The sequence below is a fragment of the Nocardia sichangensis genome, assembly GCF_047200615.1.
GTDB classification, from domain to species: Bacteria; Actinomycetota; Actinomycetes; order Mycobacteriales; family Mycobacteriaceae; genus Nocardia; species Nocardia sichangensis.
This window is the reverse complement of sequence record NZ_JBJZOK010000010.1, coordinates 82014-104460: the sequence shown is the minus strand read 5'-3', so window position 1 is coordinate 104460 and position 22447 is coordinate 82014. Positions and strand designations below refer to the sequence as shown.

14 protein-coding genes and 1 pseudogene are annotated in these 22447 nt (G+C 70.3%); 8 read left to right on the top strand and 7 right to left on the bottom strand.

The genetic code is table 11. The annotated features are described in order from the left end of the window. Positions 1-81: 81 nt before the first annotated feature. From ACL03I_RS16205 to ACL03I_RS16170, 8 genes and pseudogenes are all read left to right on the top strand, one after another. Positions 82-1243 (top strand): annotated as a pseudogene (locus ACL03I_RS16205) (acyl-CoA dehydrogenase family protein). 10 nt (positions 1244-1253) lie between these two features. After that, complete coding sequence (locus ACL03I_RS16200) at positions 1254-1778, top strand: YiiD C-terminal domain-containing protein (RefSeq protein WP_412806344.1); 525 nt, start codon at positions 1254-1256, stop codon at positions 1776-1778. Next, positions 1775-2668, top strand: coding sequence for an alpha/beta hydrolase family protein (locus ACL03I_RS16195; RefSeq protein ID WP_412806343.1), 894 nt, complete (start codon positions 1775-1777; stop codon positions 2666-2668). Before ACL03I_RS16200 ends, ACL03I_RS16195 begins: the two co-directional genes overlap by 4 nt. Positions 2669-2677: 9 nt before the next feature. Beyond that, complete coding sequence (locus tag ACL03I_RS16190) at positions 2678-3811, top strand: ABC transporter ATP-binding protein (protein ID WP_412806342.1); 1134 nt, start codon at positions 2678-2680, stop codon at positions 3809-3811. 34 nt (positions 3812-3845) lie between these two features. Beyond that, positions 3846-5219, top strand: a complete 1374-nt coding sequence (locus ACL03I_RS16185) for an ABC transporter substrate-binding protein (protein ID WP_412806341.1) — start codon at positions 3846-3848, stop codon at positions 5217-5219. Then, the gene (locus tag ACL03I_RS16180) at positions 5216-6073 is read left to right on the top strand and encodes a metallophosphoesterase (protein ID WP_355076437.1); all 858 of its coding nucleotides are present in this window, start codon (positions 5216-5218) and stop codon (positions 6071-6073) included. Before ACL03I_RS16185 ends, ACL03I_RS16180 begins: the two co-directional genes overlap by 4 nt. Before the next feature lie 4 nt (positions 6074-6077). Further along, positions 6078-7028, top strand: a complete 951-nt coding sequence (locus ACL03I_RS16175; RefSeq protein WP_412806340.1) for a carbohydrate ABC transporter permease — start codon at positions 6078-6080, stop codon at positions 7026-7028. Continuing rightward, complete coding sequence (locus ACL03I_RS16170) at positions 7018-7830, top strand: carbohydrate ABC transporter permease (RefSeq protein WP_355076440.1); 813 nt, start codon at positions 7018-7020, stop codon at positions 7828-7830. Before ACL03I_RS16175 ends, ACL03I_RS16170 begins: the two co-directional genes overlap by 11 nt. Before the next feature lie 112 nt (positions 7831-7942). Here ACL03I_RS16170 and ACL03I_RS16165 read toward each other — a convergent pair whose 3' ends face one another. From ACL03I_RS16165 to ACL03I_RS16135, 7 genes are all read right to left on the bottom strand, one after another. Further along, on the bottom strand, positions 7943-8545 hold the full coding sequence (locus ACL03I_RS16165; protein WP_355076442.1) for a hypothetical protein: 603 nt from the start codon (positions 8543-8545) through the stop codon (positions 7943-7945). Positions 8546-8678: 133 nt separating this feature from the next. Next, positions 8679-10055, bottom strand: coding sequence for an acetyl-CoA carboxylase biotin carboxylase subunit (locus ACL03I_RS16160; protein WP_412806339.1), 1377 nt, complete (start codon positions 10053-10055; stop codon positions 8679-8681). Next, positions 10052-10570, bottom strand: coding sequence for an acetyl-CoA carboxylase biotin carboxyl carrier protein (locus tag ACL03I_RS16155; protein ID WP_355076446.1), 519 nt, complete (start codon positions 10568-10570; stop codon positions 10052-10054). Before ACL03I_RS16155 ends, ACL03I_RS16160 begins: the two co-directional genes overlap by 4 nt. Then, positions 10570-12252, bottom strand: a complete 1683-nt coding sequence (gene accD, locus ACL03I_RS16150) for an acetyl-CoA carboxylase, carboxyltransferase subunit beta (RefSeq protein ID WP_412806338.1) — start codon at positions 12250-12252, stop codon at positions 10570-10572. The genes ACL03I_RS16155 and accD overlap by 1 nt, the downstream gene beginning before the upstream one ends. Then, entirely contained in the window at positions 12249-13817 is a 1569-nt protein-coding gene (locus ACL03I_RS16145; protein WP_412806337.1) for a PfaD family polyunsaturated fatty acid/polyketide biosynthesis protein, read from the bottom strand. The genes accD and ACL03I_RS16145 overlap by 4 nt, the downstream gene beginning before the upstream one ends. Further along, a complete protein-coding gene (locus ACL03I_RS16140) occupies positions 13817-15865 on the bottom strand; it encodes a beta-hydroxydecanoyl-ACP dehydratase (RefSeq protein WP_412806336.1) in 2049 nt (682 codons plus the stop codon). Before ACL03I_RS16140 ends, ACL03I_RS16145 begins: the two co-directional genes overlap by 1 nt. Continuing rightward, positions 15862-22422, bottom strand: a complete 6561-nt coding sequence (locus tag ACL03I_RS16135; RefSeq protein ID WP_412806335.1) for a beta-ketoacyl synthase N-terminal-like domain-containing protein — start codon at positions 22420-22422, stop codon at positions 15862-15864. Before ACL03I_RS16135 ends, ACL03I_RS16140 begins: the two co-directional genes overlap by 4 nt. Positions 22423-22447 lie beyond the last annotated feature (25 nt).

Genomic DNA, 22447 nt, shown 5'->3' with positions numbered 1-22447 from the left:
GACGAATGGGCAGTCGATTCGCGCAATCGACGTTGACTATCGCCCCCTCGCCCGCACACGCGGCGCGCCGAGACTGACGCCATGACCACTGTGGCGCAATTGGTGGACAAGACCACCCAGTTCATTCGGGACCAGGTCGTTCCGGTGGAACGCGAGGTTGTCGTGGACGGGCGGGTGATGGACGACGCGCTGCGGCTCGAGTTGCAGAAGAAGGCCAAGGAGGCCGGCGTCTTCGGACCGCTGTCGGATCCGCGATACGGCGGCCTCGGCCTGGACACCCGAGCCCAGGCGCAGGTGCTCGAAGCCGCGGGGGCGAGCCTGCTCGGCCCGATCGCGGTGAACGCGTGGGCGCCCGACGACGGCAACATCCACCTGCTCGCGCACGTCGCGAACGAGGAGCAGCAGCAGCGCTACCTCGCGCCGCTGGCCGCGGGCGACGTCCGTTCCGCGATCGCGATGACCGAACCCGCCCCCGGCGCCGGATCCGACCCCGGGATGCTGCGGACCGTCGCCGAGGAGACCGAGTCCGGCTGGGTCATCAACGGCGCCAAGCATTTCACCACGGGCGCGCAGGGGGCGGCGTTCACCATCTGCGTGGCGCGCACGGGTGACGGCCCGACCATGTTCCTGGTCGACCAGGACAACCCCGGATTGCGGGTGGGTCGCCGGATGCCGACGCTCGACCACACCAGCGCGCCCGGCGGCCACTGCGAGGTGACCTTCGACGACTGCGAGGTGCCCGATTCCGCCGTGCTGGGCCAGGTCGGCCAGGGGCTGGCGCTCGCGCAGGTCCGGCTCGCGCCCTCGCGGCTGGTGTTCTGTATGAACTGGCTCGGGCTCGCGGTGCGGGCGCACCAGCTGACCATCGAGCACATCGGCACGCGCACGTCGTTCGGCGTCCCGATCGCCGAGCACGGCATGGCCCAAGGCCTCGTCGCGGACAACGAGATCGACATCGCCGCCGCGCGCGGCGTGATCCGCACCGCCGCCGAGACCATCGACGCGCAGGGGCCGACCTCCTCGCAGGCGCGGCACGAGGCGTCGATCGCCAAGACGTTCGTCTCCGAGGCGGTCTGGCGGGTGCTCGACCGGGCGGTCCAGTTTGCACGGCGGGCTCGGTGTCTGCGAAGACCACCTCGTCGCTCGATTCCTGGTCGAGGCCAGGGCTTTCCGCATCTACGAAGGACCCTCGGAGGTCCTGCGCTGGTCCATCGCTCGCCGCGCCCTGCGCACCAAACGCTGAAGGAGACGTCATGACCACGCGTGAAATCGCCGGTTTCGCGGCGGCCTATCCCGAACTCGACTGCGACGCCGTCGATTACGAGTACCTGCGGGCGGTGTCGCAGGAGATGGTTCCGTTCGGCCGCCACGTCGGCACGCTGATCACCGAGATCGGCCCGGAACGCGCCGTCGTCGAGATTCCCGCCGTCGGCTCGGTCCGCAACCACATGGGCACCGTGCACGCCGGGGCGCTGTTCACCGCCGCCGACATCGGCGGAGCGGCCGCGTTCGTCGGCGCGGCGGCCACCCGCCTGCGCACCGTCGAGCGGCTGGTGCTGCGCGGCGCTAGCGCGTCCTACCGCAAACCCGCCGTCGGCCGCATCCGCGCCATCGCGACCGTCGACCAGCGCGAACTCGCCGACGTGCTCGCGGCGACGGCCGCGCAGCGCTTCGAGCTGTCCGGCAAGGCAGCCCTGCTCGATGACGGCGACGTCGTCGTCGCGAAGTTCACCTTCGACTACGTCTGCGACATCACCCTCGCGGAGGACGAGCGATGACCACCGCGGCGCCGCAGAACCGTTCGGAGTTCACCACCCTGGAATCGGCCACGGTGCCGACCGGAGACGGGGTCACCTTCACCGTCCGCTTCCTGGAGTCGAAGAAGCCGGGTGCACCGGTCGTGCTGATCCTGCCCGCCATGGCGATGAAGGCGAAGAACTATCTGTTTCTCGCGAAAGAGCTGCATTCGCAAGGGCTTTCGGTGGCGTTGACCGACCTGCGGGCGCACGGCGAGGCCGAGCCCGGACTCGGGCTGCACCGCGACTTCGGCTACCGCGAGATGATCGAGACCGACCTGCCCGCCCTCGTCGCGGCGGTGCGGGCGCGGTTCCCCGAGGCGCCGCTCCACCTGTTCGGGCACAGCCTGGGCGGCCAGCTCGCGTTGCTGTTCACCGCAGCGGAGCCGGAGCGGATCGCGGGCGTCACCGTCATCGGCACCGGCACGGTCTTCTGGTGGGCCTTCGGCGCGCGCCGCTGGTGGGAGGCGCTGAGCCAGATCCAGTGGATCGGCCTGGTCTCGCGGTGGAAGGGTCACTGGCCCGGTGGTGTGCTCATCCCGGCCCCGATGCCGGGCGGCGTCATGCGTGACTGGTCGATGCACTCGCTGACCAGCTACTACCGCCCCAAGGGCAGCAAGCGCCGATACAACACCCTGCTGCGGAACCTGACCGCGCCGGTACTGGCGATCTCGCTGTCCGACGACGTGCTCGGCCCGAAGTCCAACGTCGACTTCCTGGTCTCCCGGATGCCGAACGCCCGGGTGACCCACTGGCACATCGACGAGAACGCCCCGGTGGCCAATCGCGACCACTTCCTGTGGATCAAGGACTCCCCCGCGATCGCGGCCCGGGTGGCGACCTGGATCGTCGCGGGCGAGCTGCCGGGCTGAGGGGCGACGGTGGCACGACTGCGAATCGAAGCGGTGTCGAAGCGATTCGGCACCGCCAACGCGGTGCGCGAGGTGAGCCTCGACATCGCCGACGGCGAGTTCATGGTGCTGCTCGGCCCGAGCGGCTGCGGCAAATCCACGCTGCTGCGCATGATCGCCGGTCTGGAGGATCCGTCCGACGGGCGAATCCTGCTGGACGACAAGGACATCACCCATCACGCGCCGCAACAGCGGGACTTGGCCATGGTGTTCCAGAGTTACGCGCTCTATCCGCACCTGACCGTCGCCAAGAACATCGGATTCCCGCTGCGCGCCCGGCGCACACCGCGCGCGAGGATCGCCGAGCGGGTGTCGGAGGTCGCCGGGGTGCTCGGGCTGACCGAGTTGCTGCGCCGCAGGCCGTCCGCGCTGTCGGGCGGGCAGCGGCAACGCGTGGCCCTGGCGCGCGCCATGGTGCGCGATCCCGGCGCGTTCCTGATGGACGAGCCGCTGTCGAACCTGGACGCGAAGCTGCGCAGCGCGACGCGCGCCGAATTGATCGGGCTGCATCAGCGGCTGGGCGCGACGTTCCTGTACGTGACCCATGACCAGGTCGAGGCGATGACCATGGCCGATCGGATCGCGCTACTCAACGAGGGACGGGTGGAGCAGGTCGGCACACCGACCGAACTCTACGATCGTCCGCGTTCCACTTTCGTCGCCGGATTCCTCGGCGCGCCGCCGATGAACCTGTTCCCCGCCGTAGTCACCGAGCGCGACGGCTCGCTGCGCGTGGTGGCCGATGGGATCGATACCGAATTGGCGATCGGCGCCGCGGATTTCGATGACGACCTGGAAGTGGTCGCGGGCATCCGCCCCGAACAGCTGCGCTTGGATCCGACCGGCGCCGACATCCGCGGCCGGGTGACGATGGTGGAGAACCTCGGCAGCGAGGAACTGATCCACTTCACCACCGGTGATCGCGTCCTGTGCGCCCGAGCGCCGCGGCCCGCGGGCGTCGCGGTCGACGACAACATCGCGTTGCGCGTCGACCCGGCGCACATCCACCTGTTCCATGCCACCTCCGGGCTGCGTCTGACCTGGCAGGAGACGCGGCAGGACGCCGCCGCCGACAGCGCGGGCGAACCCGTCGCCGTCGCCTGAACCCGAACACCCCTACTCGATGAGGAGAAATACCGTGAAACGCACCGCGCCCATTCTGGGCCTGGTGTTCGCAACCACCGTCGCGCTCAGCGCTTGCGGCGGACTCGGGAGCACCACCACCGACTCGAACGCCGACAGCGCGCGGATCCCGGAACTGAAGCCGGACCAGCAGGTGTCGATCGTGTTCGAGTCCTACAACTACGGACTGGCCGGCGCCTGGACCGACACCTTCAACTCCTTGATCGCCGATTTCCGCAAGAAGTTCCCGAACATCACGGTGACCGCGCAGAAGCCGCAGGGCAACAGCCCGAACCCGGCCACGGACACCATCTCCAGCATCCAGAATCAGATGGTCGCGGGCTCGCCGCCGGACGTCGCCCAGCTCGGCTTCAGCGACCTGGACTTCACCATCCACCAGCTCGGCGCCAAGCCGCTGGACACGTTGGTCGGCAAGCAGGAAGTGCAGCACAACTTCGACGGGGCCCAGCACCCCTTCGCGCCGAAGGCCCGCACACTCGCCGACTGGGACGGTCACACCTACGGCGTGCCGTTCGTGTTCTCCACGCCCGTGCTGTATTACAACGCTTCGCTGTTCGCCGACGCCGGCCTGGATCCCGCGAAGCCGCCCGCCACCTGGCAGCAGGTCGCCGAGGCCGCGACGGCGATCACCGGGAAGACCGGCAAGGGCGGCATCTACGTCGACTGCCTGACCAAGACCGCCAAGGACTGGTGCTTCCAGTCGATGGTGCGTTCCAACGGCGGCCGGGTGATCTCCGAGGACCGCACCAAGCTCACCTTCGCCGACGCTCCCGCGGTCGAGGTCGCCGCGATGAGCCGGCAACTGGTCAACTCCGGCGGCATGCCGAAGCTCAACCAGAAACAGGGCTACGAGGCCTTCGCCCGCGGTGAGATCGGCATGATCCTGGAGACGAGCGCGATCCAGGGCACCTTCGTGACCGGCGCGAAGGACAAGTGGGACCTGCGCTCGGCGCCGATGCCCAGCTTCGCGGGCAAGCCGACCGTGCCGACGAATTCCGGCGCTTCGCTGCACATCCTGTCCAACGACCCGGCCAAGCAGCGCGCCGCGTGGGAGCTGATCAAGTTCCTCACCAGCGAATCCGCCTACACCAAGATCTCGCAGGGCATCGGCTACCTGCCGCTGCGCACCGGCCTCATGGACGACCCACAGGGGTTGCAGACCTGGTCGAAGGAGAATCCGCTGCTGGGGCCGAACGTCGCCCAGCTGGCGAACATGGAACCGTGGATCTCCATGCCCGGCACCAACTACCTGCAGATCCGCGACGGCATGATGGACGCCGTCGAGGCGATCGTGTTCCAGGGCAAGGACCCGCAGTCCACTCTCACCGCCGCCCGCGATCAGGGCGCCAAACTCCTGCCGACGTCATGAGCGAGGTGACGATCGTCCAGCTGACCGACACCCACATCCGGCCCGCCGGGGAACGGGTGCACGGGATGGTGGACACCTACGCCAATCTCACGCACGTGCTGCAGCAGTTGCGTGCCTCACGGCAGCGCATCGACGCGCTGGTGCTCTCGGGCGATCTGACCGACACCGGGTCGCCCGAGGCCTACCGGCGGCTGCGCGGCGCGGTCGAGCCGGTGGCCGAGGAACTCGGCGCGCAGACGGTGTACGTCATGGGCAATCACGACGAGCGCACCGCCTTCGCCACCGAATTGCTCGGGGCCGACCCCGCCGCGCTGGACCCGGACACCACCCACGACCAGGTGGCCGACGTGGCGGGTCTGCGGGTGATCGCGCTGGACAGCACGACGCCGCGACGGCACGACGGACGGCTCGAGGAGCACCAGCTGGACTGGCTGGCCGAGCAACTGCGCGAACCGGCGGCGCGCGGCACGCTGCTGGTGCTGCACCACCCGCCGATCCCCTCGCCCGTCGCGGCCACCGAGTACCTGCGGCTGGAACGGCCGGAGCTGCTGGCCGAGGTGCTGGCCGGTTCGGATGTGCGGTTGATCGTCTGCGGGCACAACCATCTCACCGGGGCGGCGGCGCTGGCGGGCATTCCGGTCTGGATCGGTCCGGCGCTGGCTTACCGGATCGATACGATCGCACCGGCGGGACGTCATCGGGGACTGATCGGCTTCGGCTACAGCCGCATCGATCTGCTCGGTTCGACGATGGTCGCCACGGCGATCGAGGCGACGCCCGCCGAGACCCTCTACGACCGGCCCGAGCAGGACGTGCTCGATCAACTCGCCGCGCTGGCCGCGGAGGCCGGGTAACTCGATGTTCGTCGTCGAATCGCCGCTGCCTGCCACGGAAGCGGCCGAAACGGTCAACCCGTCGCATCGCCCCGCCCGGTTCCGCCGGGCGGGGCGGTTCGCCGTGCCGTACCTGTATCTGGCGCCCGCGCTGGCGTTGCTGGTCGTGTGGATCTACCGGCCGCTGGTCCAGGCGGTCGAGCTGTCCACGTATTCGTGGAACCTGCTGCCGACCTCACCGATGAAGCCGGTCGGCACCGGCAATTACGAACGGCTGCTGGATCTCCCGGCCTTCTGGGATTCGGTGGGCCGCACCGGGGTGCTGATCGTGGGCATGCTGCCGTTCACGGTGCTGCTCCCGCTGCTCATCGCGCTGGCCAGCCGACGGGTGCACGGCCGGGCGCGGACGGTCTACCACGCGTTCGTCTTCGCGCCGTTCCTCGTCGCGCCGGTCGCGGCGGCGGCGGTGTGGCGCTGGCTGCTGCATCCCGGCAGCGGCTTCGTCGATCAGGTTCTGCGCTCGAATCGCAACTGGGTCTACGACGTGGACACCGCGCACGGGGTGATCATCCTGATCACCGGATGGCAGTTGCTCGGCTTCGCCGTCCTGGTGATCTGGGCCGGGCTGGCGGGTATCAGCGGTGACTACGACGAGGCCGCCCGGGTGGACGGGGCGAGCGCCCGGCAGATCCGACGGTGGATCACCCTGCCCCTGCTGTCGCCCACACTGCTGTTCCTGGTGCTGACCACGGTATTGCTCAGTCCGACATTGACTTTCCCGCTCATCGACTCGATGACGCAGGGCGGTCCGGCGCAAGCGACCACCAATATCTACTACCTTCTGTGGGACTACGCCTTCCACAGCTTCGACGCCGGACTCAGCGCCGCCGCCGGTGTGCTGCTGTTCGCCGGATTCGGCGTGATCGCGGGTGTGCTGGTGTGGGTCTCGGAAAAGGGTTCCTTCCATGACGATTGACCGATTGCGCACCGCGGGCAGCCATCTGCTGCTGGCCGTCACCGCGGTGCTGTGCGCGTTCCCGATCTACTGGCTGTTCGCGACGTCGCTGCGGCGGCCGGAGGACGTCACCTCGCTGTCGCCGATCCCCTGGCCGATCTCGTTCGCCAACTATGCCGACGCGGCCGACAAAGTCGACGTGGTGGCCCTGATCGGCAATACCTTCTTCGTCGCGGCGCTCTCGGCGGCGGGGCAACTGCTCATCGCGCTGCTGGCGTCCTACGCGTTCGCGATGTACACCTTCCCGTTCCAGAAGGTGCTGTACCTGGCGTTCGTCGGCACCTGGCTGGTGCCGTTCCAGGTGACGATGCTGCCCAACTACGTCCTGCTGACCAAACTCGGGCTGATCAACTCCCTGGTCGGCGTGGTGCTGCCGACGTTGTGCTCGGCGCTCGCGGTGCTGCTGCTGCGCCAGCACATGGCGAGCTTCCCGAAGGAGCTGGTGGCGGCGGCGAAGATCGACGGCCGCTCCTCCTGGTCGATCCTGTGGACGGTGGTCGTGCCGAATCTGCGCCCCGCGCTGGCGGCCTTGGGAATCCTGCTTTTCATCAACGCGTGGAACGAGTACTTCTGGCCCGCGGTGGTGCTGCGCCAGTCCAACAGCGTGTTGCAGCTCGGTCTGCGCAGTTTCATGGGCACCGAGGGCGATCAGTGGGGTCCGATGATGGCGGTGGCCAGCCTCGCCTGCCTGCCGGTGCTGCTGATGTACCTACTGCTGCAACGGCACATCGTCAACGCGTTCGTGCGGTCGGGGTTGAAATAGATCGTCGACGGGGTTTTCGAGGTCGGATAACTTCGAGAACCCCGGTCGGCGATGCCGCCGTCGACCGGGTATTCCCATCATCCGGACGGGCACTGCTGGTGGTGGTCGCCGATCAACGCCGCGGCCGGGGAGTCGATGTGTTCGCGCCGAGCTGGCCGACGGCCATGACACCGCCTCCGATCGCGAAGATCGCGAACTCTGTCCCGGGTTCCGCGTTGTGCTGGAAGAGCGCCGACATGAAGAGCGCGAAACCGACGGCCGCGATCGCCCCGCCGATCCAGATGCACGCTTTCGCCCAAGCAGGGGCTCTCGAGAGGTCATCAGGGCGGGGAACGTCGATGTTGGTGTTGGTGCTGATGTAGTCGCGCCCGACCACCTGGCCCCGGTTGTTCACCACGACCTGACCGCCCTGTTCGAGCTGCGCCACCACACTCGGCGCGTCCAGCTGATCCAGCCGAGCGCGTATTTCGGACAGTTCCCGGGCGAATTGCTCGTCGATCAGGGCTTCGCGCTCGATCGCGGTGGCGACGCGGCGGCGCGCCTGGATGCTGTCCGGGTTCTGGGAAAGGATCTCGACGGGCTGACGTCCGAGCCTCCGCGTCACTGTCGCGGTCAGGGCACTGAACGCCTCGTCCAGTTGGGTGTTCAGCCACCTTCCGCTCGCTCCCCCTACCGCTGCGGCCAAATAAGCGGCAATCGCCATTCCGTCGATCATGCTCGCCTCCTCCTGGGCCCACCGAGCAGCACAATGGTCTCATCGAACGAGCGGCCGTGTCTGTTTCTCACGCGACGGAGGCAAGTGCGCCGCCATCGGACGCGGGCCGTCACCGCGTCCGATGGCGGCGGCTTCATGAGGCGACGCGCGACACCGTGGTGAGGGTCCCGATGAGGGCGGTGTCGTGATCCGCGGCGCGGAATCGGGGGTGATCGAGGATGTCGTGCAGGAATTCGGTCGTGGTGGCCACGCCCCTGCCATGGATTCTGGTCTCGGCCAGAGCCCGGCGCATCCGCGCGATGGCCGCGGGACGGTCGGGAGCCCACACGATGATCTTGGCGAGCAGCGAATCGTAGTGCGGCGGAATGGCATAGCCGGGGCCGACATGGGTGTCGATCCGGACGAACGGTCCGCCGGGTAGCGTGCATTCGGTGAGCGTGCCTGGGGCGGGCGCGAATTCGCGCTCCGGATCCTCGGCGTTGATCCGGCATTCGATGGACACACCGCGCGGCGTGGCGACGTCGGCGGACAACGCCAGCGGCAGCCCGGAGGCGATGCGCAACTGCTCGGCGACGAGGTCGATGCCGGTGACCATCTCGGTGACCGGATGCTCGACCTGTAGCCGGCAGTTGACCTCCATGAAGTAGAAATCGCCCCGCTGATCCAACAGGAATTCGAAGGTTCCCGCCCCGACGTAGCCGACGGCTTCGGCGCCGCGCACGGCCGCTGCCCCGATCCGGGCGACGAGTTCCTCGGACAACCCCGGCGCGGGCGACTCCTCGACGAGTTTCTGGTGCCGCCGCTGCAAGGAGCAGTCGCGCGCGCCGAGATGCCGCACCGTGCCGTGCCGATCGGCCAGGATCTGGACTTCGATGTGCCGCGCCGAGTCGAGGTAGCGCTCCACGTACAGGCGGCCGTCGCCGAACACGGCGGTGGCGTTGGCGCGGGTCTCCTGCCAGGCCGCGGCGAAGTCCGCCGAGTCACGCACGACCCGCATCCCGCGGCCGCCGCCCCCCGCGACCGCTTTGATGATCACCGGGTAGCCGATGTCGTCGGCGAGGGCGTGCGCCTCGTCCACCGTGTCGAGCGGCTCACGGCTGCCCGGCAGCAGCGGCAGCCCCGCCGCGGCCATCAGTGACCGTGCCGTCGACTTGTCGCCGAGATCGGCCATGATCGCGGCGGGGGTGCCGACGAACACGAACCCCTCCGCCTCACACACCTCGGCGAAATCCGGGTCCTCGGAGAGGAATCCGTATCCGGGGTGGATGGCGTCGGCGCCGGTGGCCCTGGCGGCCTCGATGATCGCGGGAATGTAGGAGTAGCTGCGCTTCGCGGGCCCGGGACCGATCCGGAACGCCTGGTCGGCGAGCCGGACGGCGGCCGAGTCGGCGTCGGCCGCGGAATACACCGCGACGGTGGCGATCCCGAGTTCGGCGCAGGTGCGGATGACCCGCACGGCGATCTCGCCGCGATTGGCGACGAGCACCTTGCGGATCGGCCGCACGGTCATCGCACCACCTCGAGCACCAGCAGCGGCGCGCCGTGCTCGACCGCTTCCCCGTTCTCCACCAGGAATTCCGCCACCCGGCCCTCCCTGGTCGCGGTCACCGGGATCATCAGCTTCATCGCCTCGACGATGCCGACCTGCTGACCGGCCCGCACCGGGTCGCCCTCGGCGACGAACGGCGCCGCGCCGGGTTCGGGCGCGCGATAGAACACGCCGACGGTTTCCGCCGTCAGCGTGAAAGTATCCGCGTCCGAACGAGTGTCCTGCGGCGCGGACTCTGCGGGCGCCGCGGGGACCGGGGCGGCCGCCGTGGGTGCGACGGCGACCGGCCCACTGGTGCCGTTGTGCCCATCCCAGCTGATCCGCAGCACCAGCGGGCCGTTGGCGACGGTCACCGAGGTCGGCGCGGTCTCGGCCCGCACGGACAGCGCGTGCCGCGACAGCACGGTCAGCGCCTGGTCGGCGTCGACCGGATTCAGCGCGCGGCCCGCGGGCTCGGTGGTCACGGACTCGGTCATCACTTCTCCTGATCGTTCGTGGACAGTCCGAAGACACGGAAACGGTGGTGGCGCCGGTCGAGCAGTTGCGCCGCCTGGAGTCGCGCCAGATCGGACACGGCGTGGCGCAGCGCCTGACGCAGGGCGGTGGCGGCCGCGGCGGGATCGCGGTGTGCGCCGCCCGGCGGCTCGGGCAGTACGCCGTCCGCGACGCCGAGTTCGAGCAAGGAGGTCGAGTCCACCCGCAAGGCGGCTGCGGCGCGGGGTGCGGCGGTAGCGTCCTTCCACAGGATTGAGGCGCACCCTTCCGGGCTGATCACCGAATAGACCGCGTTCTCGCAGACGATCACTCGATCGGCCACCGCCAGCGCGAGCGCTCCCCCGCTGCCGCCCTCGCCGGTGACCACGGTGACCACCGGCACGGGTAGCCCGGCGAGCAGTTTGAGTGATTCCGCGATGGCGACGGCCTGCCCCTGTTCCTCGGCGGTCACACCGGGGTAGGCGCCTGCGGTGTCGACCAGGGTGATCACCGGAATGCCCAGCTTGGCGGCCAGGCGCAGCACGCGGGCCGACTTCCGGTATCCGGCCGGGGTGGGCATGCCGTAATTGCGCTGCGCCAATTCGGTTGCGGTGTGACCCTTTTGGGTGCCGATAACCACGACCGGCGCGCCGTCGAGGCGGGCCAGCGCGGTGATCATGGCCGGGCAGTCGGCCGACAAACGGTCGCCGTGTAGCTCCACGAATTCGTCGAACGACGCGGCCAAGTAGTCCAGCGTGGTCGGCCTGGCGAGTTCGCGCGCGGCGCGCACACTCTGCCAGGCGTCGCGCGGGGCGAGCTGGGTCGCGTCGGCGCGGACCGGATTCTCGTCGTCGGCGAACTCGACGGGACGCTTGCTGTCGGCGGCCAGCGCGAGCAGGCGCGCCAGCCGGTCCCGCAGGGCCGAGCGGTGGCAGATCATGTCCACCACACCGTGTTCGAGCAGGAATTCCGCGGTCTGGAAGCCCGCGGGCAGCGTCTCGCCGATGGTCTGCTGGATCACCCGCGGTCCGGCGAAGCCGAGACGCGCGCCGGGTTCGGCGATGATGATGTCGGTGGACGTGGCGTAAGACGCCGCCACGCCCCCGTAGGTGGGATCGGTGATCACCGAGATGGTCAGCACGCCCTCGTCGTCGAGTTCGCGCAGCGCCTGGCTGGTCTTGGCCATCTGCATCAGCGCGAGGATGCCCTCCTGCATGCGGGCGCCGCCGGACGCGGTGACCAGCACCAGCGGCACCCGCGCCGCGAGCGCGGTCTCGGCAGCGCCGGTGACCGCTTCGCCGACGGCCGCGCCGAGACTGCCGCCGAGGAAGCGGAAGTCCATGACCGCCAGCACCAGCGGTGCGCCGCCGATCGTGCCGCGCACGCAACGGATGGCGTCGGGCAGCCCGGTGCGACGGCTCGCCTCGGCATGCCGCTCGGGATAGGGCCGGGAGTCGGTGAAGCCGAGCGGATCGACCGCGGTGGCGGACGGCTGGATGTGCCGCGCCGATCCCGGGTCGAGCAGCGCCTCGATGCGCTGGTCCGCGGTCAGCATGCCGTGCCCGTCGCAATCCGGGCAGACCCGGCCCGCGCGCTCGTAGCGTTTGGCGTAGAGCATGGCGGCGCAGGACGGGCACACCATCCAGGAGGTCCGGGTGTCCGGACCCGTCTCCAGTGCGGTCATCGTTCCTCCCTCGGTCGGGGTACGAAGCGGGCGCAGTCGGCGGGTAGCCGCACGCCCGCGGTGCGCAGCTGGGCGACGCGGGTGAGGTAGGCCGCGCCCAGCATCATCTGGTCGGCGATGTCGGCGACGTGCCGGTTGCGCAGCGCCGCCAGATAACTTCCGGCCGCCCAGTTGTTGAACCCGCCCATCGCGGGCCCGCACCAGATCTGGTAATCGGCGACGCGACCGGCCTCGCCGCGAATGCTCCACCCCGACGACAGCCCCAGATACCACCGGAACACCAGCGCCATCTTGCGTTTCGGGTCCGCGTCCGCGCCGGCCAGCTGGGCCGGATCGCGTTCGGTGAAGTAGCTGACGCAGTCCTCCCACACGGCGTCGAGGGGCCGCTGGAACAGCGTGGCCTCGAGCTCGCGGCGCAGCTCGGCCGGGAACGCGTCGATGCCGTCATAGGCGCGGTAGGTGTCGTAGAGCCGCTGCGCGCGGGTGGCGAACATGGTGCCGCGGCGCAGCACCTGCACCTGGACGCCGAGCTCGAACATGTCCGAGGACGGCGCCATGGCGCAGTCGGCGAAATCCGCCTGAGTGAGCAGCTGTTTGGTGGTGTCGCACTGGGCGGCTTCCACGGTGGCCTGATTCACCGAACCGGTCACCACGTAAGCGGCGCCCAGCGCGAAGGCGGCGGCCGCGGCTGCGGGGGTGCCGATGCCGCCCGCCGCGCCGACGCGGACGGCCGCGGCGGCGGGCACGGTGCGGGCCAGTCGATCCCGTGCCGCGATGAGCTCGGGCAGCAGTACCAGCAGTGGTCTGCGGTCGGTGTGACCGCCGGAGTCGGCTTCGGCCGTGATGTCGTCGGCCATCGGCACCTGTTCGGCGAGCCGCGCCTGCTCGGGCGTCAGGTCACCGGCTTCGACCAGCGCGCGCAGCAGCCGTGCGGGAGCCGGACGCAGGAACGGCTCGGCCACCTCCACCCGGGAGACCTTCGCGATCAGGCGGTGGCGCACCTCGACGCGTCCTCGCCGGTCGACGGCCAGCCCCGCCGCCCGGTAACGCACGACCTCACCGGTGAGGCCCATGAACGCCGACGCCTCCACGCAGCGAACCTGGTACCGCAGGCAGGCGTCGACGATCGCGCGCTCCAAGGCGGGCTCGGAGGGGCTGTGGATGAGATTGCACGCGAACGGTTTTCCGACCAGCGTGCGGCTCAGCTCGGCCAGTGCCGCGTCCACCGCGGCGGGTGGAACGCCCGCCGCGCCGTAGGAGGCGAGGTATCCCGCCCGCGCCATCGCCGAAACCAGAGCGGGCGAGGCGATGCCGTTCGCCATCGCGCCTGCCGCGTAGGCCGCTCGCACGCCGTGGGCGGCGGCGAATCGCCGATCACCGAGCTGCTCGGGCGGCAGCGGAGCCACCGCCGCGAGCACCTCCGCGTGTGCCGCGGTGCGCTCGTCGGACGTCGCGCCCACCCGGCCGTCGTGGCGCACGATCCAGCACGGGCGCGTCAGGTCGGACAGGACGGCGGTGATGCCGTCGGCGGTGTCGGCGAGAGTACCGGCCCGGGACGTGGTCATCAGCGCTCCTCCCGCTCGACGAGTTCGACCGCGAGATCGGTCAGCTCGTAGATGCGCAGCCCCGGCTTCCACAGCGAACCGTCGGCGACGACGGTGACCCCGCGCGGGCCGCGGTGGATCTCCTTGATGTGGGCCTCGAGTTCTACGGTGCCGTCGGTGGGCAGGAACTGCCCGCGGTAGCGCCAGCTGAACGTCCGGCCTGCGGGGATGCGGAAGACCGGATCGCCGATCGTGTCGGCGAATCCGGCGTCGATCATCCACTCTTGGATCGCGTGGATCACCGATTCCACACCGAGCGAGCCAGGGATCACCGGGTCGAGGTGGAAGTGCCGGGCGAAATACCAGTCGGACGGATCGATCTCGCGCAGCGAATGCAGATATCCGGAGTCGAAGCTGCCGCCGCCGTCGACCACCTCGACCCGGTCGATCAGCGCCAGGGTGCGCCTCGAGCACAGGCGGGCGGCCGGGTTCGCGCGGCGGGCGGCGACATCGATGGTGCGCACCCGTGCGCCCGGGTTCTCCGCCAGCCAGCTCGGCGCGGGGCGTCCCGCGTCGAGTCCGGTCTGGTTGGCCAAGGCCTCGTCGCTGAAGTAGCCGAACATGGTCTCGCCGGTGTAGAACGGCTCGCCGTCCACGCTGAGCGTGTAGTCGAAGGTTTGCAGCGACGAACCGGGCAGGATGGTGGTGGACAGCAGCCGAGAGGACTGGCGGATCGTCTTGTCCCGCAAATCGAGCTGCCGCAGCACGGTGGCGGTGCCGCCCAGGTTGCGCAGGCTCAGGGTGGTGCCGGGCTGGGTGAGCGTGGGACCCGCGTAATAGCCCATCAGCAGCGCCGCCTGCAACGAGGTCTCCATGTAGACGAAGTGCGGCATGGAGTCGTTCGCGGTGTCGCCGTAGTACCAGGAGTCGGCGGGTGAGTCGTATTCGGTGGTGTAGGACGCGCCGTCCAGGTTCCCGCGCTTGCCGTCGAAGTCGAGCACCCGGTCGACCAGCAGCAGGCCGCCGGTCGGCAGACGGGTCGCCCGCACCCCGGTGTACTCCGCGAATTCCGGTCCCATGGCGATTCCTTGGTCACCCCGGGCGAGGTGGGCCATGTGGAACTCGTTGAGCAGCAGGCTTTCCGAAACCTGGCCGGGGCCGACCCCGCTGCCCGGACGCTCCACCACCGTGACCGTGACGTCGAGCGCGCCTTCCGCGCCCGCGACGCGGACGGTGCCGGTGACGTACGGCCGGGGCACCAAGTCGAGCGCGGTCACCGTCAGCGTGATCGTGCCGGACGCGGCAACCGCGACCGTACCCGTGCGTTCGGCGACCAGGGAGCTGCCCGACAGCACCAGCGGCAGGCCCAGATACAGCGCGAACACCTCCGCGACCTGCGTCGCCGCCGCGTGCGGGTCGCCCTCGAATCGTGCTTCGACGCTGCCCTTGCCGGAGCCGCCGTACAACTCGATGCGGGTCACCTCGGTGAGCGCGAGCCGGGTCGAACCGCCCAGCCGGGCCGCCGCCACAGTGCCGGGGCGCCGGTACGCGGAGCCGAAGACGCTCAGCTCACCTTCGGCGAGACGGAGCAGGTCCGCTCGATCCAGGCGCGTGCGGTCGGTGCGAGCAGGCGGCTTGAAGGCGGACTCGGCGGCGGTGAATTCGCCCCGGACGCCGGACGCCTCCAGTCCTTCGTGGACGTGACCGGCCGCCTCGGCCGTGACCGACGAACGGCGCAGCGCTCGCTGCCACACCGCCCGTTGCATGGCCAGCTGCGCGCTCAACGCCGCCCGGTGCGCGGCGACGACGCCGGTGCGGATTTCGGCGAGCGGACCGGCCGCACGCGAGGCGGAGCCGTCGGCATGCGCCGCCCGCGCCTCGGGTTGTGTTCCGGTCACCGCGAGACCGGCGGCCGGGGCCGTCTCCGCGTACCCGGCGAACGGGCTCGCCGGCGTGACCGTGTCGTCGGAGCCCGGCCGAAGCGTCGGCGCCTCGTCGACGCCCTCCCCCGTTTCCGCGAGCGCCGTCACCGGATCGAACGGAATCCCGTCGAATTCCAGGGTTGTCATGCCATCCACCGCCTCACCGAGGTCTGGAACTTCTCCGTCAGATCGGGTGTCGTCACCACGGTGACGTCCGAGAAACGTTGCAGTACAGTGCCATCCGCCGTTGTGGCGGTGGCGTCGATCCGGGCGTCGACACGACCGGCGCGCGGGTTGTCCACGGTGAGCACGAACGGCTCGCTCGCGGGCAGTGGCCGGAAGTAGTCGATCCGCCCGGCGCCGAGCGGCAGACAGGCGCTGCCGAGCAGCCGGTGGCCCAGCACGGGCGGCCCCTGCAGGATCAGGTCGGCCAGGACCGGATCGTGCAGCCGCCCGGCGTAGGCTCCGCCCGCCACGGTCGCGGGGGGCAGTTCGCAGTCGAAGACGATCGCGTCGTCCGAGACCGCCCGGACCCGGCGCAGTCCCTGCAACGCGGGCGCGTGGAACTGGACGGCGTCGCGATAGATGGTCGCCTCGCCGACAGAACCACCCGGCACCGGCTTGCGCGGTGGCCGATCCGGCGTTTCGGCGAGCACGAGGGTCGCGCGGAAGTGGACGGCATTCTCACCGCGCACCATCGCCCGCACAGTGGACGCGCCCTCTTCCGGCGCGATTTCCAGTTCCAACTCGTCGAGCGGCCGTTCGAAGACGATGCCTTTGAGCACTTCGAAGTCCCGGACGCCGACCACCGCGCGGCCCGGCAGGCCGCGTTCGGCGAAGTTGATCATCGCGCCGAGCCCGAAGGTCGCGGGCAGCACGATGTGCTCACCGATCCGGTGCGCCGCGATGATCGGGTCCGCGGTGATCCCGGTGATCGTCCGCCGCGCCCGGACTGTGCCGGTGGCGGACGTGGTGTCCGACAACGACTTCGCGGGTCCGATGAGCACGACCGTGTCCGCGGAGCGCGCCTCGGTGAACTGCTCGGTGAACGCCGCCGCGCCCACCTGCGGGTCGAGCAATTCGACACCGCGCGTCCGGAAGTGTTCCCGCAAGGCGGGAGTCACCATGCCGCCGTCCCACGCACCCCAGTCGATCGCGGTGACATGGCAATTCGGCCGATGCGCCCGCAGGCTCACCGCGAATCGGGAGAGCGCCTCGTTCGCTGCCGCGTAATCGGCCTGACCGGCATTGCCGAACAGCCCGGCCACGGAGGTGAACAGCACCAGATGACGCAGGTCGCCGAGCGCGCCGAGCACCGACGCCAGTCCGGCGATCTTGGGATCGAGCACGCGCGCGACCGATTCGGCGGTCTTGTCCGTGATCAGGGAGTCGGCCAGCACTCCCGCTCCGTGCACGACGCCGGTGATCGAGTCCCGCCACGGCGCGAGCGCGGCGGCGACCGCCTGCTCGTCCGTGGCGTCGACCGCGAGGTACTCGGCGCGGGAACTGAGGGCGGTCAGCGTCTCCCGGATCTCGCGTGTTGCGCGGATTCCGGACACGGCACGCTCGATATCGCGCGGCTTCGCGCCGGAACCGGCCAGCGCGCGTACTGCGGCGGCCTTGAGATCGGCATCGGAAACCCCTGCCGCCCAATCCGGTTCGGCGGCCGGTTCGGAACGGCCGAGCAGCACGAAGCGTGCCTCGCTGCGCGCGGCCAGCGCCAGCACGCAGGTTGCCGTGACGCCGCGCGCGCCGCCGGTGACCAACAGGACGTCCTCGGCGGTGAGCACGGTGGCATCCTGCTCCGTGCCCGTGCGCACCGGGAGAACGGTGCGTGCGGGCGCGTGCCCGCTCGGCACCGGAGTCCATCGTCGCGCCGTGGTGTCGATGCCGACCTCGAGCGTGTCGCGAGCCGGATCGAACAGCTCGGCGGTCACGAACTCGGCCAGTTGCCTTGCGGAGCAGGCCGGGTCGACGTCGAGCGCCCGGCAGAACAGCTCCGGCTGTTCGGCGGTCAACGTTTTCACCACGCCGCCGATGCCGCCGAGCAGCGCGTGCTCGGGCTGCGCGGTGCCGTGGAAACCGAGTGCGCCGTCCAGCCGCGTCACCGTCACGAAGGCCGCTCGGTCCGATCCGCCGCGCAGCAGCGGCACAGTACGGCCGGCCAGGAGGATGCCGTCGGTCAGGCGGCGTTGCGCCGACGCCCAGTCGGCGGTGCCGCCCAGCAGGACGAGGCAGAGGTCGAGCGGCTCGCCGTCCAACCCGTCTGCCGAATCCGTCTGTCGCACAGTCCAACCGAGCCCGCTCAACGCTGCCGCGAGCGCGTCCGATCCGGAGTCCGCTTCGCCGGTCAGGTCGACGAGCACCGCCCGCGCCCCGTCCCGGTAGGGCGCTACCGCCCGATCCGGAGCGGGCAGCGCGACCAGTTCGACGGCGTGCCGCGACGTTCCCGCCGCGGCCTCAGCTTTTGGGTGGACATCACCTCCCGCCGTCCCGGCGAGTTCCACCACGATCTGATCCAGCGTGCGGAGCGTGCCCAACTGCTCCGGGCCCAGACTCGGTAGATTCGGAAACCGTTCTTGCAACGCGCCGATCACCTGCACCCGCTTGATCGAATCCACACCCAGATCGGCTTCCAGATCCATCGACGGATCCACCATCTCCACCGGATAACCGGTCTTCTCCGCGACCACCTCGCGCAGCGCGCGCCGCAACGCCTCGTCCGTCACTTCAGCGTCGGCCGGGGCGACCGTGCCGTTCGCCGACGTTCCGGCGTCCTGCGCTCCGAGCAGCTCGGCGATCTGATCCAGCGTGCGAAGCGTGCCCAACTGCTCCGGGCCCAGACTCGGCAACTGCGGAAAGCGTTCCTGCAGAGCGCCGATCACCTGCACCCGCTTGATCGAATCCACACCCAGATCGGCTTCCAGATCCATCGACGGATCCACCATCTCCACCGGATAACCGGTCTTCTCCGCGACCACCTCACGCAGCGCGCGCCGCAACGCCGCACCCGAGACCTGGTCGTCGGTGACCACGTGAGCGGTGCCGTTCGATGTCGCCGACGGCGCGGCCGGGGTCGGCGCGCCGGTGGCGCCGAGCAGCTCGGCGATCTGATCCAGCGTTCGCACCGTGCCCAATTGCTCGGGGCCGAGGTTCGGCAGTTGCGGGAAGCGTTCCTGCAGAGCGCCGATCACCTGCACCCGCTTGATCGAATCCACACCCAGATCGGCTTCCAGATCCATCGACGGATCCACCATCTCCACCGGATAGCCCGTCTTCTCCGCGACCACCTCACGCAGCGCGCTGCGCAACGCGTCGCCGGTCACCTGGTCGGCGGGAGCAGCGTGCCCGTTCGTCGCCGGAGCGGGCGCCGCGCCGGGTTCCGGGGCGGGAGCGCGGTGTTCGTCCACGACCATGGCGGTGGCCAGCGGCCGTCGTACCGGCGCGGGCTCGATCGCCGCGCGCGGGGCGGGCGCGGGGCGCGTGACCTGCGTCGATGACCGTGACACCGGCGCGAAGCCGCTCCCCAGCTCGACCAGCTGAGCGAGCACCTCGCTGGCCCGCGCGTGGCTGTGGCTGATCGCGACACCGTGTTCCTTGACCGCTTCGATGGCCCGGACGGTGGCGGCGTCGAGCCTGCCGTCACCGAGCGCGCCGGCCAGATCGCGGGCCATGTCCAGCTGGCCGTCCAGGAACTGGCGGTGCGTGTGCAGGTGCTGGACGAGCGCGCTCTCCAGCGCGTCCGAACCGGTGTCGGCGGGCTGCGGTGTGGGGTACACGGGTGTCTCCGTTGCTGCGGTGGAAGCGGTGGGCACGGCCCGCTGCTCGGCGGGCTGGTGATCGACCACGCTGTCGACCGGAGCGGGAGCCGCCGCGAGCACGCTGAGCCGGTATTCGGCGTCGAGCGCGGCGGCGTAGGACTTGCGCCGGGTGTCGGGCACGTATTCCGGCGCCGACATCGTCACCGTCATGGTGCGACCGGTGACCGCCGCCTCCGGCTCCGGCGCGGTGTGGCGGTTGATGCCGTGCAGGCCGAACCCGAGCACGGCCAGGCGCACCGCCGCGCGGGTCAGCGCGAGATCGCTGTTGCCGATCGGGCCGGAGTCGGTCGCGATGACGACCACGTCGTCGCCGAGGGTGCGCCGCACCAGCGAGGTCAGCACCTGCTTCGGCCCGAACTCCACGAACACGGTGCAGCCCGCGTCGCGCATCGCGGTGAGCGCGGCCACGAATTCGACCGGCTTGCCGAGCTGTTCGGTCAGCACGGCCCGGTTGGCCGCCACGTCGTCGCCGTAGCGGGCGTCCGGCGTGTTGGCGAAGACCGGAGCGTCCGGCGCGCCGATGTGCACCTCGGTGATCGCGGCGGCGAACGCCGCGGTGGCGTGAGCGACATAGGGCGTGTGGAACGCACCGGACACCGGCAGCGAACGGGTCGCCACGCCACGCTCACCGCAGCGCGCGACGACGGCCGCGATCCCCTCCGCACCGCCGCCGACCACGACCTGGTCGGGCGCGTTGTGATTGCAGATCCAGACGTCCTCGACACCGTCGAGCAGTTCCTCGGCGGTCTGCCGGGACGCACCGAGCGCCACCATGGTGCCCGCCTCGACACCCGGCTCAGGCGTCATGGCCACGCCGCGAGCGCGAGCCAGCGCGAAGAAATCGGCCGTGCTGAGCGCACCCGAGGCCCACAGCGCGGTCAGCTCACCGAAGCTGTGCCCGAGGTACCCGTCGGCGTGGAAGCCGTAGTCCGACAGCGCCGTGAACTGTCCTGCGGACAGCGCGCCGATCGCTGGCTGCGCGAATTCCGTTCCGCGCAAGACGCTTTCCTGCTCCGCCGCCACGTCGTCGTCGAACGCGGGCGGCGGGAAGACCACCGACGACAACCGCACCGGCGCGCCCGCGAACACCTCGTTGGCCGCGTCGAACGCCGCGCCGACCGCGGGATTGTTCACCGCCGCGTCCAGCCCCATGTCGACGTACTGGCTGCCCTGCCCGGCGAACAGCGCGCCCGCCTTGCGATCCGGCAGTGCGGCGGCGCGGAAGTACACGCCCTCGGGGTGCTCCCAGTCGGCGGCGTCGGGGTTGCGGACCAGTTCGTCCACCGCGAGCGAACGCAGATGCGCGGCGTTCTCCTCGTCCACCGAGACGAACCCGATGCGCGCGTGATCCTCCGGGATCTCGCCCCCGTCGGACGGCGCGACGCTGCGCACCGCATCGATCAGTCCGGACACGTCGGGCGCGTGCCACAGGTGCGCGCGGGCAGTGCGGTGCAGCACCGGGTGCGCGGCGCGGTCGGCGTCCGCCTCCTCGAGCACGACGTGGAAGTTGGTGCCGCCGAAGCCGAATGCCGAAGCAGCCGCGCGGCGCACCGGGCGCTGCGGGTCACGGATCCACGGACGCGTGCGGGTGTTCACGTAGTACGGCGCGTCGACGGCGGCGATCTCGGCGTTGGGCGCCGAGACGTTGATGGTGCCGGGCAGCACCTTCTGGTGCAGCGCCAGCGCCAGTTTCATCACGCTGGCGGTGCCCGCGGCGCCCTTGGTGTGCCCGATCTGCGACTTCACGCTGCCGAGGGCGGCGAAGGCCCGCTCCGGCGTCGCGTCGGTCAGCAGCTCCTTCAGCGCGGTGAGCTCGGTCTTGTCGCCGACGGGCGTGCCGGTGGCGTGCGCTTCGATGAGCGCGACATCGGCGGGCGAGATCTCGGCGTCGGCGTAGGCCCGGTCCAGCGCGACGCGCTGGCCGCCCGCGCGCGGGGCGTAGATGCTCTTGGCGCGGCCGTCGCTGGAGGAGCCGAGTCCGCGGATGACGGCGTAGATCCGGTTGCCGTCGCGGCGCGCGTCCTCCAGTCTGCGCAGCGCGAGCATGGTGATGCCCTCGCCGAGCAGCGTGCCGTTGGCGTCGGCGGAGAAGGGACTGATCTGCCCGCTGGACGACAGCGCCCCGACCTTGCTGAAGCACAGGTAGATGAAGATGGTGTTCTCGGTGTCCACGCCGCCGGTGATCATCATGTCCGCGCGGCCGTCCTGCAGTTCGGCGATGGCGGTGCGCAAGGCGGCCAGCGAGGCCGCGCACGCCGCGTCCACGGTGCAGTTGATGCCGCCGAGGCCGAGCCGGTTGGCCACCCGGCCCGCGGTGATGTTGGCCAGCAGGCCGGGGAACGAATTCGCCTCCCACGGCGCGAAAGCCGCGACGAACCGATCGGCGATGGCGTCGGCGTCCGCGTCGGACAGACCGACCGAGCGCGCCGCCTCCTTCAGCACCGGCGTGGACAGCCGCGCGGCCAGCGGGTGCATCAGCGGCACCGGGCCGGTGGTGCCGAGGACCACGCCGGTGCGGCCGGCGTCGTACCAGGCGGAGTCCACCGCGCCCGCGTCGCGCAGCAGGTCACGCGCGACGCCGAGGCTGAGGGTCTGCATGGTGCTGGTCACTTCGAGCTGGTTGGGCGGCAGACCGAATTCCAAGGGGTCGAACTCGATGTCGGGCAGGAACGCGCCCCGGCGCGAGTAGGTCTTGTCCGGCGTCGCGGGGTCGGGATCGAAGTAGTCGTCGAGGCTCCAGCGCGACCCGGGGACCTCGGTGGTGCAGTCGACGCCGTCGACGATGTTCTGCCAGTACTCTCGATGATTGTGGGCGTTGGGCAGCAGCCCGGACATCCCGACGATGGCGATCGGGTTGCGCGCCAGGCGTCTGTCGTCTGTCACGGAAATTCCTCTCGAACCGGGTGGA